At 76.1% G+C, this 15,519-nt stretch carries 15 protein-coding genes; 4 read left to right on the forward strand and 11 right to left on the reverse strand.

Going from position 1 to position 15,519, the window contains the following annotated elements; all coding sequences use genetic code 11:
* Window positions 1-23: 23 nt before the first annotated feature.
* From CLV70_RS06180 to CLV70_RS06195, 4 genes are read right to left on the reverse strand one after another with little or no spacing between them, the layout of a single operon-like run.
* A complete protein-coding gene (locus tag CLV70_RS06180) occupies window positions 24-1,175 on the reverse strand; it encodes a glycosyltransferase family 4 protein (protein WP_245908057.1) in 1,152 nt (383 codons plus the stop codon).
* Window positions 1,172-1,987 (reverse strand): glycosyltransferase family 2 protein, encoded by an 816-nt coding sequence (locus tag CLV70_RS06185; protein WP_106125373.1) that lies wholly within the window; start codon window positions 1,985-1,987, stop codon window positions 1,172-1,174. The genes CLV70_RS06180 and CLV70_RS06185 overlap by 4 nt, the downstream gene beginning before the upstream one ends.
* Window positions 1,914-3,074: a glycosyltransferase family 4 protein gene (locus CLV70_RS06190; RefSeq protein WP_106125374.1), complete on the reverse strand. Its 1,161-nt coding sequence runs from the start codon at window positions 3,072-3,074 to the stop codon at window positions 1,914-1,916. The genes CLV70_RS06185 and CLV70_RS06190 overlap by 74 nt, the downstream gene beginning before the upstream one ends.
* 15 nt (window positions 3,075-3,089) lie before the next feature.
* The gene (locus CLV70_RS06195; protein ID WP_211303652.1) at window positions 3,090-4,367 is read right to left on the reverse strand and encodes a polysaccharide biosynthesis protein; all 1,278 of its coding nucleotides are present in this window, start codon (window positions 4,365-4,367) and stop codon (window positions 3,090-3,092) included.
* A 105-nt stretch (window positions 4,368-4,472) separates the two neighbouring features.
* Here CLV70_RS06195 and CLV70_RS06200 point away from each other — a divergent pair, with 105 nt between their 5' ends.
* Together CLV70_RS06200 and CLV70_RS06205 are read left to right on the forward strand one after the other, a co-directional pair.
* Window positions 4,473-5,930: a thymidylate kinase gene (locus CLV70_RS06200; RefSeq protein WP_245908058.1), complete on the forward strand. Its 1,458-nt coding sequence runs from the start codon at window positions 4,473-4,475 to the stop codon at window positions 5,928-5,930.
* Window positions 5,927-8,167: a hypothetical protein gene (locus tag CLV70_RS06205; RefSeq protein WP_211303653.1), complete on the forward strand. Its 2,241-nt coding sequence runs from the start codon at window positions 5,927-5,929 to the stop codon at window positions 8,165-8,167. The genes CLV70_RS06200 and CLV70_RS06205 overlap by 4 nt, the downstream gene beginning before the upstream one ends.
* Here CLV70_RS06205 and CLV70_RS06210 read toward each other — a convergent pair.
* Window positions 8,067-8,939, reverse strand: a complete 873-nt coding sequence (locus CLV70_RS06210; protein WP_106125376.1) for a glycosyltransferase family 2 protein — start codon at window positions 8,937-8,939, stop codon at window positions 8,067-8,069. The two genes, CLV70_RS06205 and CLV70_RS06210, sit on opposite strands and share 101 nt — an antisense overlap.
* 97 nt (window positions 8,940-9,036) lie before the next feature.
* On the opposite strand from CLV70_RS06210, the gene CLV70_RS06215 reads away from it, so the two are divergent.
* A complete protein-coding gene (locus tag CLV70_RS06215; RefSeq protein ID WP_146163974.1) occupies window positions 9,037-9,633 on the forward strand; it encodes a hypothetical protein in 597 nt (198 codons plus the stop codon).
* A gap of 27 nt (window positions 9,634-9,660) precedes the next feature.
* Here CLV70_RS06215 and CLV70_RS06220 read toward each other — a convergent pair whose 3' ends face one another.
* The 4 genes from CLV70_RS06220 to CLV70_RS06235 form a co-directional block, all read right to left on the reverse strand.
* On the reverse strand, window positions 9,661-10,227 hold the full coding sequence (locus CLV70_RS06220) for an antibiotic biosynthesis monooxygenase (protein WP_106125378.1): 567 nt from the start codon (window positions 10,225-10,227) through the stop codon (window positions 9,661-9,663).
* An 87-nt stretch (window positions 10,228-10,314) separates the two neighbouring features.
* Window positions 10,315-11,004: a response regulator transcription factor gene (locus CLV70_RS06225; protein ID WP_106125379.1), complete on the reverse strand. Its 690-nt coding sequence runs from the start codon at window positions 11,002-11,004 to the stop codon at window positions 10,315-10,317.
* A 106-nt stretch (window positions 11,005-11,110) separates the two neighbouring features.
* On the reverse strand, window positions 11,111-11,890 hold the full coding sequence (locus CLV70_RS06230) for an EAL domain-containing protein (protein WP_245908059.1): 780 nt from the start codon (window positions 11,888-11,890) through the stop codon (window positions 11,111-11,113).
* A gap of 121 nt (window positions 11,891-12,011) precedes the next feature.
* The gene (locus CLV70_RS06235) at window positions 12,012-12,443 is read right to left on the reverse strand and encodes a glycosyltransferase (protein ID WP_106125380.1); all 432 of its coding nucleotides are present in this window, start codon (window positions 12,441-12,443) and stop codon (window positions 12,012-12,014) included.
* A 133-nt stretch (window positions 12,444-12,576) separates the two neighbouring features.
* On the opposite strand from CLV70_RS06235, the gene CLV70_RS06240 reads away from it, so the two are divergent.
* Window positions 12,577-13,524 (forward strand): AraC family transcriptional regulator, encoded by a 948-nt coding sequence (locus tag CLV70_RS06240; RefSeq protein WP_245908060.1) that lies wholly within the window; start codon window positions 12,577-12,579, stop codon window positions 13,522-13,524.
* Between the two features lie 3 nt (window positions 13,525-13,527).
* Here CLV70_RS06240 and CLV70_RS06245 read toward each other — a convergent pair whose 3' ends face one another.
* Together CLV70_RS06245 and CLV70_RS06250 are read right to left on the reverse strand one after the other, a co-directional pair.
* The gene (locus CLV70_RS06245; protein WP_106125381.1) at window positions 13,528-15,180 is read right to left on the reverse strand and encodes a SulP family inorganic anion transporter; all 1,653 of its coding nucleotides are present in this window, start codon (window positions 15,178-15,180) and stop codon (window positions 13,528-13,530) included.
* Complete coding sequence (locus tag CLV70_RS06250) at window positions 15,177-15,515, reverse strand: ArsR/SmtB family transcription factor (RefSeq protein WP_106125382.1); 339 nt, start codon at window positions 15,513-15,515, stop codon at window positions 15,177-15,179. The genes CLV70_RS06245 and CLV70_RS06250 overlap by 4 nt, the downstream gene beginning before the upstream one ends.
* Window positions 15,516-15,519: the final 4 nt, after the last annotated feature.

A 15,519-nucleotide genomic window follows, 5' to 3' on the forward strand; every position in this document is an offset into this window, starting at 1 on the left:
GGGGACACGGTAGTGCCGCGCGGCTATCCGACCGGCAGGGCGGCGGTGGTCCCGTAGGCCCGCGCGGTCACCGCCGCGGCGCGGTCCCAGCCGAGGCGGTCGCGCACCGAGCGGACGCCGGCCTGGGCGTACCGGCGCCACGCGAGCTCGTCGGTGAGCAGTTCGGCGAGGGCCGCGGCCAGCGCCGCCGGGTTCGCCGGGGGCACCGCCACGCCGTTGACGCCCGGTTCGAGCACCGCGCGTACGCAGGCCACGTCCGTCGCCACCACCGGGAGCCCGACGCTCATCGCCTCGGCGACCGCCATCGCCGGCGGCGAGGTGGTGTAGTCGAACTTGAACGGCCAGGTGCCGACCTGCGCGGCGGCGAGCTCGGCCAGCAGGTCGGGCACGGTCTCGGTGACCACCTCGACGCCCTCGGCGGAGCCCGCGCGGGCCAGGATGGCCGGCAGCTCCGGGCGGGGGATGAGCAGCAGCCGCAGCCGGGCGCCGGGAACCCGGGCGCGCACCGCGGGGAACGCGGCGAGCAGGGTGTCCAGGCCGCGCACGCTCTCGGCGCGCCCGGCGAACACGATCGTGGGGCGGTCGGCGGTGAAGCGGGCCCGGCGGTCGTCGGCGGGCGCGCCCGAGGGCAGGCGGGTCACGGTCAGGCCGGGCCGGCCGCCCAGCCGGCCGGCGACCCTCGGGTCGGGCGTCAGGACGGTGGTCACGCCGGCGCGGCGCAGCGCTGCCGCGGCCAGCGCCGGCGGCAGCAGCGTGGTCAGCGCCACCCGCGGCTGCAGGACGTTCGAGGCCCGCATCTCGGCCACCGTCGCCCGGCGCCAGGCCGCCGGTCCGGGCACGGTCGGCCAGGCGTACGCGGTGAGCACCACCGGGTACGGCCGCAGCACCGGCATCGCCGCCTGCACCGGCCCGAGCGCCCCCGCGTGCAGGTGCACCACGTCGGGCCGGATCCGGGCCAGCACCCCGGCCAGCGCCGCCGTGCGCCGCAGCGGGAACGTCGCCACGCCGCCGCCCAGCTCGTGCACCCCGGCGAAGGCGTCCCGGCCGTCGTGGGCGCGGGTGGTCACCAGGTGGTGCTCGCCCGGCACCCGGCGCGCGGTCTCGGTGACCGTACGCCCCATCGCCTCGTGCGCGGAGAACTCGGCGATGAGGTGGGCGACCCGGGGCTCGGTCACCGGGCGCCGCCCGGGGAGGACGCCGCGCGGCTGTCGCGGATGCCGAGCACCAGCCCCGCCGCCTCGGTGGCCTTGAGCGTGGCGAGCCCGGCGGTGAGCACCGGGTGGCGCAGAAGGCTCCCGGGCTTGCGCAGCAGGGCGGTACGCGCGAACTTGCTCCCGCTGGAATCAGCATGCATGCGTACATACTGGTCGATCCAGCGGCCGTAGTAGCGCTTCTTCGCGAAGGTGGCCCGCAGCCGGATCCGGCCCTCGTCGTGCCAGATCCACGCCGTGACCCGGCCGACGGCGGTGATCCGGCGGGTGCGGTCGGCCAGGTCCCAGTCCTCCGCCGCGGTCAACTGCTCGTCCCAGCCGCCCAGCTCCTCGATCACCGCGCGCCGGAAGGCCCGGGGCGACTCGACCGCCGGGTCGCCGACGTACAGGTGCTTCTCGAGCTGCCGGCAGCGGGCCAGGAAGCCGTCGCCGAACGAGCGCTCGGGGATGACGAGCGCGCCGACGCCCGGGTGGGCGGTGAACTCGGCCTCGATCTGGGCCGCGATGTGCGGCTCCAGCACCATGTCGGAGTCGATGAAGACCACCACGTCGCCGCTGCTGCGCGCGGTGCCGTGGTTGCGCTGGGCGCTGCGCTCGGGGCCCCACTGGAGCACCTGGTCGGCGTGCCGGCGGGCGATCTCCGTGGTGGCGTCCGCGGACCCGTTGTCGACCACGACCACCTCGACGTCGGGGTGGTTCTGGTTACGCAGCGACGCCAGGCACGCGTCCAGCGTCCGGGCCGAGTGGTACGTCGGCACCACGAAGCTGATCCTCATGACTTCTCCTGTCGGGGGTTCGGGCGTGCAGTTCCACGGCGGTCAGCAGGGTGGCGGCGACGTCGTCCCAGCCGTGGGCGCCGCCGTACGGCACCGGGGCGAAGGGCTCGGCCATGCGGGCGGGCAGCAGCTCGCACAGCCAGCGGGCCAGCGCCTGCGGCTCGGGCGGCACCACGACCCCGCCGGCCGCCCGGGTGGAGTCGCGCAGCCCCGGTACGTCGTACGCGATCGTCGGCGTGCCCAGCGCGGCGGCCTCGGTGACCACCAGCCCCCAGCCCTCGCGGACGCTGGTCGACAGGTGCACGTGGGCCCGCGCCATCCGGTCGTGCTTGACCCGCTCGCTCACCCGGCCGAGGAACTCGACGCCGGGCGGCGCCGCGGCGCGCAGCTTGTCCAGCAGCGGGCCGCCGCCGATCATCCAGAGCCGCAGGCCGGGGATCTCGCGCCGGGCCAGCTCCACCGCCCGCAGGACGTCCCACGGGCGCTTGTAGCTGACCATCCGGCCGCAGAACACGGCGGTGGGCCGGTCCTCCTTGGCGACGGCGGGCAGGTCGGCGGGGGGCTCGTAACCCTCCGGCACCACGGTCACGTCGCGGGCGCCGAAGCGGGCCAGCGCGTCGCGGGTGGAGTCGGAGACGGCCAGGATCGGCGCGCCGCCCAGCCGGCGCAGCCACTCCGGCTCCAGCCGGTACCGCCCGAGGTGGGCGGCCAGCGGCGGGGCGTTGTGGTGCCAGATCTCCTCGCACGTCTGGTGCACCAGCGCGATCGTGCGGGCGCCGTCGTCGACCCACTCGTGCGCCAGGAAGGGCACGGTGTTGGTCTCGTCCACCACCACGTCGAAGCGGCCCCGGCCGTAGCGGTCCCACCAGCGGCGGGCCTCGCGGTAGACGGTGAAGCGGTTACCGGCGCGGACGACGCGGTAGCCGTCGACGATCTCGGCGGCGGGCTTGCCGTCGACCGAGGAGGCGAACAGCGTCACCTCGTGCCCGGCCCGGGCCCACCGGCGCAGCACCTGCTCGGTGTAGACCTCCGCGCCGCCGGCGGCCGGATGGGACAGGTCGCGCCAGTTGAGCACGAGGATGCGCACGGGGACCTCCGCGGGTCAGGCCGCGGTCGCGGCGGTACGGGAAGGATCGGCACCGCCGCCGGTCACTTGAGCGTTCGGCCGCGGGGCGCGGGCCCACCGGCGACCCTCGAGCAACGCCATGACCAGCAGCGTCGGGGCCAGGGCGGCGGCCGAGCAGGCCGCGATCTGGGTCGCCGAGCCGTGCCAGGTCTCGATGAGCGCCACCTCGAGCACCGCGCCGCACCACGGGACGGCGATCAGGCGGGAGCGCCGGGCCAGCGCCGCGTGGGTCAGCACGGTGACGAACGAGGTCAGCGCCGCCACGCCCGCCAGCGCCCGGACCAGGCCGGCCGCGTCGGCGTACCCGTCGCCGTAGAGCACGGTGAGCACCAGGCCCGGCACCGCGACGACGACCAGCCCGCCGAGCAGGGCCGGGCCGGTCACCGCGGCGCCGCCGCCGAGCAGGGCCCGGCCGCGGCCGGCGGTGGGCCAGGCGGCGAGCAGGCGGGGGAAGACGGCCGCCATGATCCCGGCGGGCAGGGCGAGGACGGTCTTGGCCACGGTGGCCGCCGCGACGTAGGACCCGGACGCGGCGTCGCCCAGGTGGTGCCGGGCGAGCAGCAGGTCGGCGGTGGAGAACAGGAACAGGCCGGTCACCGCGAACCCGGCGTGCGCGACCGCGCCCAGCCGCAGGCCCGTGGTGCCGTACCGGCCGGCCGGCCCGCGCAGCCGGCCGGCGGCGACGAGCAGCGCGGCCACCTCCGCGGCGACGGTGCCGGCCAGCGCGCCGGAGACGCCGAACGGCACGACCAGCGCGAGCCCCAGCGCCAGCCGGGCGACCGTACCGACCAGGTAGGTCATGGCGACGGTGCCCACCTGCCGGTCGCCGAGCAGCAGCCCGCGCGCGGCGGCCACCACGGCGGCGACCAGCAGGTACGGCGCCAGCTGCGCGGCCTCGGCCAGGGACGCCAGGTGGAAGTAGTCGCGCAGCAGCGGCGCGCCGAGCAGCACGAGCAGGGCCGGGGGCGTGGACCAGAGGGCGACCGAGCGCAGCGTACGGCGGGCCGTGTCGCGGGTCAGCCCGTGCTCGGCCACCAGGGCGGACGCGGCGGTCTGCAACGCGCCCAGCGGCACCCCGAGCATGACCATCGCGCTGAGCACCGCACCCAGGGCCCCGTACGATCCGGGGTCGAGCATCCGCCCGACGACCGAGTGGAAGGCCAGGTTGCCCGCGCTCTGCACGGCCACGGCCACGGCGATCGGCGCGGCACCCCGGGCGGCGAGGCGCGCGAAGCGGCGGGCAAGGTCGGTCACACCGTCTCTATCGACGGCTCGGCCGCCGACCTGTCCGATTTTTCGGCCTGCTCCGTCACGAAACCCGGGACCGGCTCGTGCCCCGAGGGCCATAATCGGGGTGAAATGACCGATTATCGGCCCCCTCGTGACGTCCCGGCGGGTACCTCGCCGGTGCCTCGTCGCGCCCCGGCGGCGCCGGCGCGGGCCGAGCTGCTGGCCGCCGTGGTCGCCGCCCTCGACGCGACCGGGGAGCGCTGGGCCTGGCAGGGCGAGGCCGGGGCACCCGAGCGCTGGCTCGCCGCGACCGGCCCCAAGGACCTGGACGTCTGGTACGCCGCCCCGCCGTCCCCCGGCGACCCGGTCGGCGTGCTGGCCCGTGCGTACGCCGCCGCCCGGGTGGCCGAGGCGCACGACCCGCGCCGGCTGCGTCACGTGAGCCTCGCGGTGGAGACCGCCACCGGCCCGGCCGTCGTCGACGTGACCCGGGGCGACCTGTGCGTCGGCCCGGTGCTGCTGGTGCCCGCCGGCCGGGCCACGACCGACCCGCTGACCCACCGCCTGACCGGCGCGGCGGCGGTCGCCGACCTGCTCGTACGCCCGGTGCTGCGCGGTCGGCTGCCCGGGCCGGACCGCCTCGCCGAGGCCCGCGCCGCGTGGGCGGCCGCGGAACCGGGGCACCGGCAGGACCTGGCCCGCCGGCTCACGGCCCAGCTGGGGGCGGGGGTCGCGGCCGACCTGATCGCGGTCGCGGGCGGGGCGGCGCCCGGCGCGCGGTTGCCGCTGCGGGCGCGCGTACGGCTGGCCGCCCGCAGCCTGACCCCCGCGGCGTTGCCGGCCACCTGGGCCCAGCGCCGCGCGGTGCTGCCGGCCGGCCGGTCGGCGGGGCCGCTGGGGCTGCGTGTCCGGGGCGTGGTGGTGGCCCTGGTCGGCACGGACGGCTCGGGCAAGTCCACGGTCGCCGGCGGCCTCCACGACCGCCTGCACCGGTACGGCCTGCCGACCAGCTCCGCCTACTTCGGCATGGCCCGCGGCAACCTGCCCGGCGTGGCGCTGGCCCGCCGCCTGCTCGGGGTCGGCTCCACCGAGCCGGCCCGGCCCGCGCTTCCCGCCCCGCCGGGCTCACCCGTCCCGGCCGCGACGCCCGCGCCCCTGGACCACGCCCCGCTGCGCCGGGTCGCCGCCTGGTTCTACGCGGGCGAGTACGTGTGGCGCTACCTGCGCGTGGTCGCCCCGGCCGTGGCCCGCCGCCGGGTGGTCATCGCCGACCGCTGGGTGTACGACCTGCGCGAGTCCCCGTGGCCCGGTTCGCGTGCCGCCCGGGTGGCCGAGCTGCTGGTGCCCGCCCCGGACGTCCTGGTGCTGCCCGACGCCCCGGCGGAGCTGATCCACGACCGCAAGCCGGAGCGCGGCCTCGCCGAGCAGGCCGCCCAGCAGCAGCGGTTCCGCGAGCTGCTGGCCGAGCACCCGGCCCGGCACGCCGAGCTCGTCGTGGACACCTCGGGCGCGACGGCGGACCCGCTCGCGCCGCTCGTGGCGGCGGTCGTGCAAGCCGCGCACCGCCCGCGGCGCCGCCCGCGGTGACCCTCGCCGCCCGCCCCCGGCCGGGCGCCCGGCACCGCGACGATCCCGTGCGGCGGGTGCCGCGGCACCGGCGGCTGCCCGGCGTCGACCCGCGTACGGCCCGGCTGACCTTCGAGTCGGGGCTGCTCGGGCTGGTGGCCGGGGTGATCGTGGTGGCGCCCTGGACGCGGGAGGGCTACCTGCTGCTGCTCGACTGGGTGGCCGGCCCGCACCAGGCGATCACCCCGGGCCTCTACGGGCTCGACCCTGCGGCGCTGGACGCGTTGCCGTACCGGCTGGTCACCCACGCGGTGCGCCGGGTCGTGGGGGCGGGCGCCACCAGCTGGCTGGTCATCCTCTGCTACTTCCCGGTCGCGGCGTCCGGGGTGTCCGCGCTGGCCGGCGGCGGGCGGTGGCGCCGGCACAGCGCGGCCCTGTTCGCCTGCTGCAACCCCTTCGTGGTGGAACGCATCCAGGCGGGACACGTCGCCTTCCTGCTCTCCGTGGCGCTGCTGAGCTGGCTGCTCGCCTCCGCCGTGCGGGCCCGCCGCCGCGACCGGTGGTTCGCCGCGCGCCCGGCCGGCTGGTACGCCATGGCGATGGCCGTCGGCCCGCACGCGGCCTGGCTGGGCGGCGCCGGGCTGCTGGCGGTCGCGCTGCTGCCGCGCCCGCGGCTCAAGGACCTGGGCCGGACCGCGGTGGTGATCGCCGCCGCCGGCTGCATCTACGCGTACGCGCTCGCGGTCGTGCTGAGCGCGATCCTCACCGTCCGCGTCGGCGGCAGCGACCTCGAGGTGTACGCCCCGCACGCCGGCCCCGGCGGGATGTTCGCCACCCTGGTCTCGCTGCGCGGCTTCTGGCGCGGCGGCGCGGACAGCAGCCCCCAGGTCGGGCTCGGCCTCGTCCCGGCCGCCGTGATGCTGGCGGCGGCGCTCGCCGGGCTGGCCCGCCTGTGCCGCCGGGAGCCCGTCACCGGGCTGCCGCTGGCCGTGCTCGCCGTGGCGGGACTGCTGCTCGGCGCCGGGATCCACGGGCCGCTGGCGGGGGCGTACCGGGCGGCCTTCGACGTGGTTCCGCTCTTCGTCGCGATGCGCGAGCAGCAGAAGTGGGTCGCGCTGACCATGCTCGCGTACGCGGTGGGCATCGGCGTGACCGTCGAGCTGCTCGCCGCCGCCTGCCGCGCCGCGCGCCCCGCCGGGATCCGCCTCACCGCCGCCGGCGCCCTGGTCGCGGTCGCGGGCGTGTACGCCGTCCTCGCCCCGTCCCTGGCCTGGGGCCTCGGCGGCAGCGTGAAGGTGAGCCAGTACCCCGAGTCGTGGTACGCCGCCGACGACATCATGGGCGCCGGCTCCGAGGCGGTGCTCTTCCTGCCCTGGCACGAGTACCAGCCGTTCGGGTTCACCGGGTCGCGGACCGTGGCCACCCCCGCCGGAGCCTTCTTCCGCCGGCCCGTGCTGGCCAGCGACGCCGTCGAGCTCGGGCCGGTGCGCACCAACTCGGTGTCGCGGCGCACGGCGTACGTCCAGCGCCTCGTGGCCGCGGGCGGCGCCGGCGGCTTCGGCCGCCTGATCGCGCCGCTCGGGGTCCGGTACGTCGTGCTCGCCCGGGACCGCGAGGCGGAGGAGTACGACTGGCTCGCCGCCCAGAAGGACCTGCGGCGCGTGCTGCGGACCCGTCAGCTGGACGTCTACCGGGTCGAGGCGTCGGGCACCGGCCGGGTGGTCGCCTCGCGGGCCGGCGGCTACGACGACGCGGTGGCGCTGGCCGCGCGCGGGGCGCTGGGCAGCGAGGCGATGCTGGAGGACGGTCCCGCCACCGGGCGGCCGCCGTCGGCCGCGTCGGGCGGTGCGCACCGCCGGAGCTCCACGAGCTGGCAGGTCGCGCCCGGTACGCCGGGCTGGGTGGTGATCCCCGAGGAGTGGTCACCCGGGTGGAGGGCGGGGGAGCTGCCCACCCGGCGGACGGTGGCCGGGACCGTGGCGGTCGAGGCCGGCCCGGGGGCGGTGACGGTGCGGTACGAGCCGTGGCGGGCGCTGCGGCTGGGGCTGCTCGCGTCCCTGGTGTCGCTGGTGGTCCTGCTGGTGGCGGGCCTGGTCGAGCACCGCCGGGACCTGTCCCGCTGGTGGGCCGCGCCGGGCCCGCCGCACGAACCTCGGGTTAGGCGGCCTCGGCGTGCTGCCACGGCGCGGCGGCGGGAGCGGCGGCCGGGGCCGGCACCGGGCGGTACTGACGGGTCAGGTGCAGCCGGCCGAAGATGACCAGGGTGTCGCGGATGGTCCGCAGGATCGCCGTGGCGCCGACCGTCGAACCGGCGACGCGCTCCTCGAGGTGGACCGGCGCGCCGAGGAAGTTGCGGATGCCCGCGGCCTTGGCGGCGACGAAGAACTCGAGGTCGAAGGCGAAGCGGCGCTCGCGCAGCCGGGGCAGCAGGTCGGCGAGCACGTCGCGGCGCAGCACCTTGCAGCCGGTCTGGGTGTCCCGCATGCCCAGCAGGAACAGCAGCGTGACCAGCGTCGAGTAGAAGATCGAGACGAGCTTGCGGAACGGCGAGGAGGCGCTGGCGGAGCGGGCGTGGCGCTTGTCGGCGTACACGCCGGCGTGGCCGCCCTCGCGGGCCATGCGCAGGTAGTCGATCAGGTGCCGCGGGTCGATGTCGCCGTCGGCGTCGACGAAGCCGATCCAGGAGCCGCGGGCGGCGGCGAAGCCCAGGTGCAGCGCGCCGCCCTTGCCCTGGTTGACCGGGCTGGTGATGACACGGACGCCGGGGATGCCGGCGAGGGTGCGCTCCGAGTCGTCGGTCGACCCGTCCGAGACCGCGATGACCTCGTACGCGACCTGCTCGGCGGCCAGGCACTCGACCAGGCTCAGCACCGTGCGGCGCAGCGCGGCCCCCGGGTTGTAGAACGGCACCACCACGGTCAGCTCCACGGCCGGGTCGGCCGGCGCCCACAGCCGCGCGGCGTTGAACAGCTGCGCCGGGCGGGCCGAGGCGGAGGCGGTGGCGGTGGTGGGGAGCAGCGTCGCGGTCATGCCCCTGGTGTTCGGACCGCAACCTCAACGCAACCTCTGGCCGTCTTCAAGGCAACGGCAAGCTTGGCCTGCAACTTTTGAGTGGCATCATGCGGATATGACCCCCTCCCGCCTCCGCCGCTCCGCCCTGGTGCTCGCCGCCTCGGTGCTGGGGTCCGTGCTGGCCCCGGGCGTGGCGCTCGCCGACGGCCCCGGCTACGGCGGCACCGCGGACTCCCTGACCGTCCAGTGGCGGCTGCCCGCCGGCACCACCGCCGAAGGGCTGGCCGTCTACGCAGTCGGCTTCAAGAGCGGATCCCCGGTGAAGCTGCGGGTGGGCGCCGCCGCCGAGCGCCCGGTGGTCGCCGACGCGGCCGGTGCCCTGCGGGTGATCGTGGTGAGCGCCGCGGCGGCCGCGACGCCGGCGGCGACCCCGGACACCACCGTGCTGCCGGTCACCGACCCCGGTGCGGCCGGGCGGCTCTCGCCCGGCACGAGCGTCCTCGCGGTCGGCCAGACCCCGGCCGGCGCGCTGCGCACCCTGGTCGGTTCGGTGCCGCCGCCCGAGGCCGGCCGCGGCCTGCCCGACGTGGCCCCGTGGGCGGGCGCCGCCGCGGTGCTCGCCGCGGCCGCGATCTGGACCCGCCGCCGCGGGGGCGCCGCCCTCTCCCGGGCCACCCTGCGCTACCGCCACCCCGCGCGGCACCGGGCCTGACCAGGAGCTCGCATCGGGCAGGCGAACTCACCGTCCGCGGCGCAACCAGGGCTGCAGGATCCGGGTGATCCACGGGAGCACGAGATAGGTCATGATCGGGGTCAGCACCAGCGTGCTGATCAGGGTGCGCAGCACCACGTCAAGGGTGGCCAGGTGAGGTGCCAGCAGCCAGGCGGAGAGCAGGCTGACCGGGAAGAAGCCCAGCCAGATGGTGGTCGCCTGCTTCCACCGGGCCGGAGCGGCGGGCGCCGGCTGATCGACCTGCGACTCCCGCGGCGGGTCGAACCAGCCCTCGATTCCGGTGCGCTTCTCCGTCCGGGTGTGTTCGACGAAACCCTCGGCCGAGGAGAGCCACCACTGCCGCTGCGGCGACTGCTCCCAGCTGCCCAGCGCGCCGGCGTCCGCGAAGCGGTAGAGCATGTGCCACTCCGGCGAGCGTGGTTGCGGCCGTACCCAACCGGCGCCGAGGAATCCCGGGAAGGTCTCGGCCAGCGAGACCCCGGCCCGGACCCACGCGGCCATCTCCGCGTCCCGCGACGGAGCGACCCGCCGGGTGATCGCGACGGTAACGGCTAGCTGCGACGACCTCTTCATGTCTCACATTGTGGTAAGCCGGTATTTCCGGCGTGCGTCGTCCCGCTGATCAGTGTCGTGCCCCACGCGGGCGCCGCCCGGGGCGGGTCAGGGCTCGAAGCGGTAGCCGACGCCGCGCAGCGTACGGATGTGCCGTGGGGACGAGGCGGACTCGCCCAGCTTCTTGCGCAGGTTGCCGACGTGCACGTCGATGATGTGGTCGTCGCCGTACCAGTTGTCGCCCCAGACGTCCTCGAGGAGCTGGCCGCGGGTGAACGTGCGGCGCGGCGCGGAGGAGAGCAGGTCCAGGATGCCGAACTCGATCTTCGTCAGCTCCAGCACCTGGCCGTCCAGGGTCACCTCGCGCACGTCGGGGTCGATGCGCAGCCCGCCGTACTCGCGGATCGTGGTGCCCTGCCCGGCGGCGGAGCTGCGCGGCCGGCGCCGCATGGCCTGGATCCGGGCGGCGAGCTCGCGCGGGGAGAACGGCTTGGTGACGTAGTCGTCGGCGCCGACGGACAGGCCCACGATCTTGTCGAGCTCGTCGGTGCGGCCGGTGACCATGACGATGTACGCGTCGGTGAACTGGCGGATCTGCCGGCACACCTCGATCCCGTCGACGTCGGGCAGCCCGAGATCGAGGATGGCGAGGTCCGGGCGCTCCTTCTGGGCCTGCTCGACCGCGCCGCGGCCGTCGGTGGCGACGACGACGTCGAAGCCCTCCTTCTCCAGCAGGTGTTGGCAGAGCAGCATGAACTCGGGTGAGTCCTCGACGACGAGCGCGCGCGGCCTGGCCACGGGACCTCCAGTTTCCTGCGGGACGGCGGACGGCCGCGCGGGGGTGCGGCGCGGCTTGACGGTCCTATCGGTCGATCACGGGCGAATCAAAGGTTCCGAACGGCCGTCACACGTCGCGCAGCAGCCCGGCGTCGGCCCGGTCCGGCAGCGGGCCGGGGCGCGCCATGAAGAAGCCCTGGCCGAGCTTCACCCCGAGGGACCGGAGTTTGCGGTGCTCGGAGACCGTCTCGATGCCCTCGGCGATCAGCATCGCGCCGATGTCCTCGGCGAAGCCGACCAGCGAGCGGGCCAGCGCCATCCGTACCGGATCCTGGTCGATGCCCCGGGTCAGGGTGATGTCCAGCTTGATGATGTCCGGGCGCAGCTGGAGGATGTGGCTCAGGCTGGCGAACCCGGCACCGGCGTCGTCCACGGCGATCAGCACGCCCGCGGCGCGCAGCCGCTCGGTGACCCGGACCAGCGCGGGATAGTCGTGCACCTGGGTGTGCTCGGTCAGCTCGACGGCGATGCCCCGGGACGCGTGGGCCAGCAGCGTGGCGCAGACCTCCGGGGTGAGCAGCGCCTCCACCGACAGGTTCGCGCTCAGCCACGCCCCGGACGGCATCTCGTCCAGGTACGCGAACGCCCGCTCCAGCGCGACCAGCTCCAGCTCCACCCCCACGCCGGCCTCGGTGGCCGCGGCGAACGCGTCCGCCGGGTTCGGGAAGTGCGCCTTGTCGAACCGGGCCAGCGCCTCGTACGCCTGCACCACGCCGTCCTCGAGCCGCACCACGGGCTGGAAGGTCGGCTGGATCGCCTGGGAGTGGATTACTTCCCGGAGGTTCGTCATGGCGGGCGGGCCGGCCGGGGTGCGAGTCATGCCGTACGGATCGGTACCGACCCTCAAGGCAGTCTCATTCGGCTTTCAAGGAATCGGCAAGTCTGCCGGCCGGTGCGCCGGGCCCCGGACATGACCTGACCCCGGCACGCCAGGCGCGACCGGGGTCTGCGGTGCATCGGGGGAGGGCTCAGACGAGCACGGCATCGCGTTCGCGCGCCCGGTGCAGGCACTCGATGAGCTCGTACGGGTCCACCTCGACGTCCGCGTCGACGTCGACCACGCCGACGTAGGTGCCACCGGCGGCGGCGAGGCCGCGGTGCAGGGCCGCGCCCTTGTCCTGCAGCTCGGGGTCGGCGATGACCCGGATCCAGGGCAGCCCGGCCAGGCTGCGCTCGGACCCGTCGGTGGAGCCGCCCCGCACGGCGATCATCTCGAAGGAGATGTTCTGCGCGAACAGGGTCTCGGCCACGTGCTCGACCGTGCTGCGCAACTTCGCGCCCGGGTTGTGGAACGGGATGACGACGGTGAACTCCGCGGCCGGGCCCGCCGGCCGGGGGGCGCGCGCGGCGGGGCCGGCGACGACGAAGGGAGGGACGGCGATGAGGTGAGCGACAGTCATGCCCGATGTTTCGGCCGCCCACCTCAACGCCGCCTCAAACCGCTCTCAAGCCGTCCGCAAAGCTCACGGCGAATGTGGCACAGCGGGATGGTCCGGAGGCGGGGCGATAATGGGCGCTGTGCGCGCGCTGAAGATGACGACATCTGACCTGGACCAGGCGGGGGCCATCCTGGGTCGGCACTTCTACGCCAACGACATCGACCCGCTGGCGCCCGCGGGCCGGTGGGAGGCGAGGTTCGACGTCACGCCGGCCGAGTCGGTGGTCATCGGCGACCTGCGCTTCGGCCGGGACGTGCGGATCGCGTTCGGGGACCTGGGGGCGTACCACGTCGACGTGCCGCTGTCCGGGGAGCTGCTCTGGCGGCAGGGCGACGGCGGGCTCCGGACGACCGGCCGCGGCAGCGCGGCGGTCTTCCAGCCCGAGGGCGCGACGGTGCTCGAGCGGTGGAACGCCGACTGCCGGCTGCTCGCGGTCAAGATCGATCGGGTGGCGCTGGAGGATCAGCTGTCCCGGATGCTCGACGCGCCGGTGCCGAGGCCGCTGCGCTTCGGGCCGGGCTTCGACGTCGGGTCCGGGCCGGGAAGCACGTGGGCGCGGCTCATCCGGCTGCTCGCCACCGACGCGGGCCAGCAGGCCGGGCTGATCCGGCACCCGCTGCTCGGCCGGAGCCTGCGGGAGAGCGTGCTCACCGGGTTGCTGCTCGCCGCGGACCACCCGTACCGGGACCGGCTGGACGACCGGCGGCCGGTGCTGGCCGCGCCCCGGGCCGTGCGCCGGGCGGTCGAGGCCATGCGCGACGACCCGGCGCGCCCGTTCACCCTGTCCGACCTGGCGGACATCGGCGGGGTGGGCGAGCGCTCGCTGCAGTACGGGTTCCGCCGCTACGTCGGGGTGACGCCGATGGCGTACCTGCGCAAGGTGCGGCTGCGCCTGGTGCACGAGGAGCTGCGGGCCTCCGGCGCGTCCGGTGCCACGGTCACCGAGATCGCGTACCGCAACGGGTTCGTGCACCTGGGCCGGTTCGCCGCCGCGTACCGGGCCGAGTACGGCGTACCGCCCTCGCACACCCTGCGTGGCTGAGGCTCAGGGCCGCTCCGCGCCGAGGGCGGGCAGGACGTGGCTGCGGGCGTACGCGATGGCGGCGGGGGTGTCCGGGAAGATGTGACCCTCGCGGCGCAGCCGGTCGGCCACCCCGAGGGTGCTCAGCACCTGGTCGTGCCCGGGCCGGATGCCGGACAGCAGCACCAGGATGCCGCGGCGGCGCAGCCGCTCGACGGCGTCGCCGAGCACGTGCGCCCCCGTCGCGTCCATCGTGGACACGCGCGACATGCGCAGGATCACCACCCGCACGTCGGCGACGGCGGACAGCTCCAGCAGGAACGTGTGCGCGGCGGCGAAGAACAGCGGGCCGTCCAGCCGGTACGCCACGATGTGCTCGGCCAGCAGCGCGTGCTCCTCCGCGCTGTGGTCGCCGGGCTCCAGCGGCACCCGGTCCAGCCGGGCCGTCCGCGCCACCGCCCGCAGGGCCAGCAGCACCGCCACGCCGATCCCCACCGCGACCGCGGTGACCAGGTCGAGGGCGACGGTGACCACGAACGTGAGGGCCAGCACCAGCGCGTCGCCGCGGGTCGAGCGGGCCAGCGCCCACAACGAGCCGACCTCCACCATCCGTACGGTGGTGGCCAGCAGCACCCCGGCCAGGGCGGCCAGCGGGATCCGCCCGACCAGCGGCGCCGCGGCCAGGACGATCACCGCCAGCGCCACCGCGTGGGTCAGCGCGGCCAGCTTGGACCCGGCACCGGCCCGGACGTTCACCGCCGTGCGCGCGATCGCCGCGGTCGCCGGGATGCCGCCGAACACGGGCACGGCCAGGTTCGCCAGCCCCTGCCCGAACAGTTCGCGGTCGGGGTCGTGGCGCTCGTTGACGCTCATCCCGTCCGCGACCGTCGCGGACAGCAGGCTCTCCAGCGCGGCCAGCGCCGCGACGGCCAGCGCGGAGGGCAGCAGCGCCGCGATCGCGCCGGGGTCCACGAAGTCCAGCGACGGCGACGGCAGCCCGGCCGGCAGGGTCCCGATGCGCGGCAGGTCCAGGCCGGTCACCTCGGCCAGTACGGTCGCCGCGGCGACCGCGAGCAGCGAGAACGGCACGACCGGCCACCGGCGGGCGCCGAGCAGCATGAGCGCCGCCACCCCGAGGGCCACCGCGACCGGGGCGGGATGCGGCTGGGCGGCGAACCGGGTCACCGCGTCGGCGGCGACCGCCCACACCCTGTCGCCGTGGCCCGCCGCCACGCCCAGCGCCGCCGGCACCTGTTGCAGGGCGATCACCACGGCGATGCCGGCGGTGAAGCCCTCGATGACGGGCGTCGGCAGGTACTGCACCAGGCGGCCCAGCCGGGCGAGGGCCAGGGCGACGAGCATGAGGCCGGCGAGCAGGCCGACCAGGAGCACGCCCTCGGGGCCGAACCGGGCCACCACCGGGACCAGCACCACGGTCATCGCGCCGGTCGGGCCGGACACCTGGAGGTTCGAGCCGCCGAAGACGGCCGCGACGGCGCCGGCCACGACCGCGGTGATCAGGCCGGCCTGGGCGCCGAGGCCGGACGTCACGCCGAACGCGAGCGCCAGGGGCAGGGCGACCACCGCCACCGTGAGGCCCGCGACCAGGTCGGCGCGGGGGTTGCGGCGCACCGCCGCCCAGTCCGAGGGCTGGGGGAGCAACCGGGTGGGGCTCATCGCTCGAGGCCGTCGGCGCGGAGCTGCTCGAGCAGGCCGTCGCGGTCGCTGAGGACCGTGCCGAGGATCCGGCGGGCCGCGGCCAGCAGCTCCGCGACGTCGGGGGTGCTGAGGGCGTACGTCACCGCGGCGCCGTCGCGTGCGGAGGTGACCAGCCCGGCCCGGCGCAGCACGGCGAGCTGCTGGGAGAGGTTGGACGCCTCGACGTCGATCTCGCGCAGCAGGTCGCGCACCGGGCGAGGGCCTTCGAGCAGCAGCTCGAGGGCCCTGATCCGGACGGGGTGCCCGAGGGTGCGGAACAGCTCGGCCTTCACCTGGTGCAGCGGGACCGCCACGCGC

Origin of the sequence: Pseudosporangium ferrugineum, assembly GCF_003002065.1 — a bacterium.
GTDB classification, from domain to species: domain Bacteria; phylum Actinomycetota; class Actinomycetes; order Mycobacteriales; family Micromonosporaceae; genus Actinoplanes; species Actinoplanes ferrugineus_A.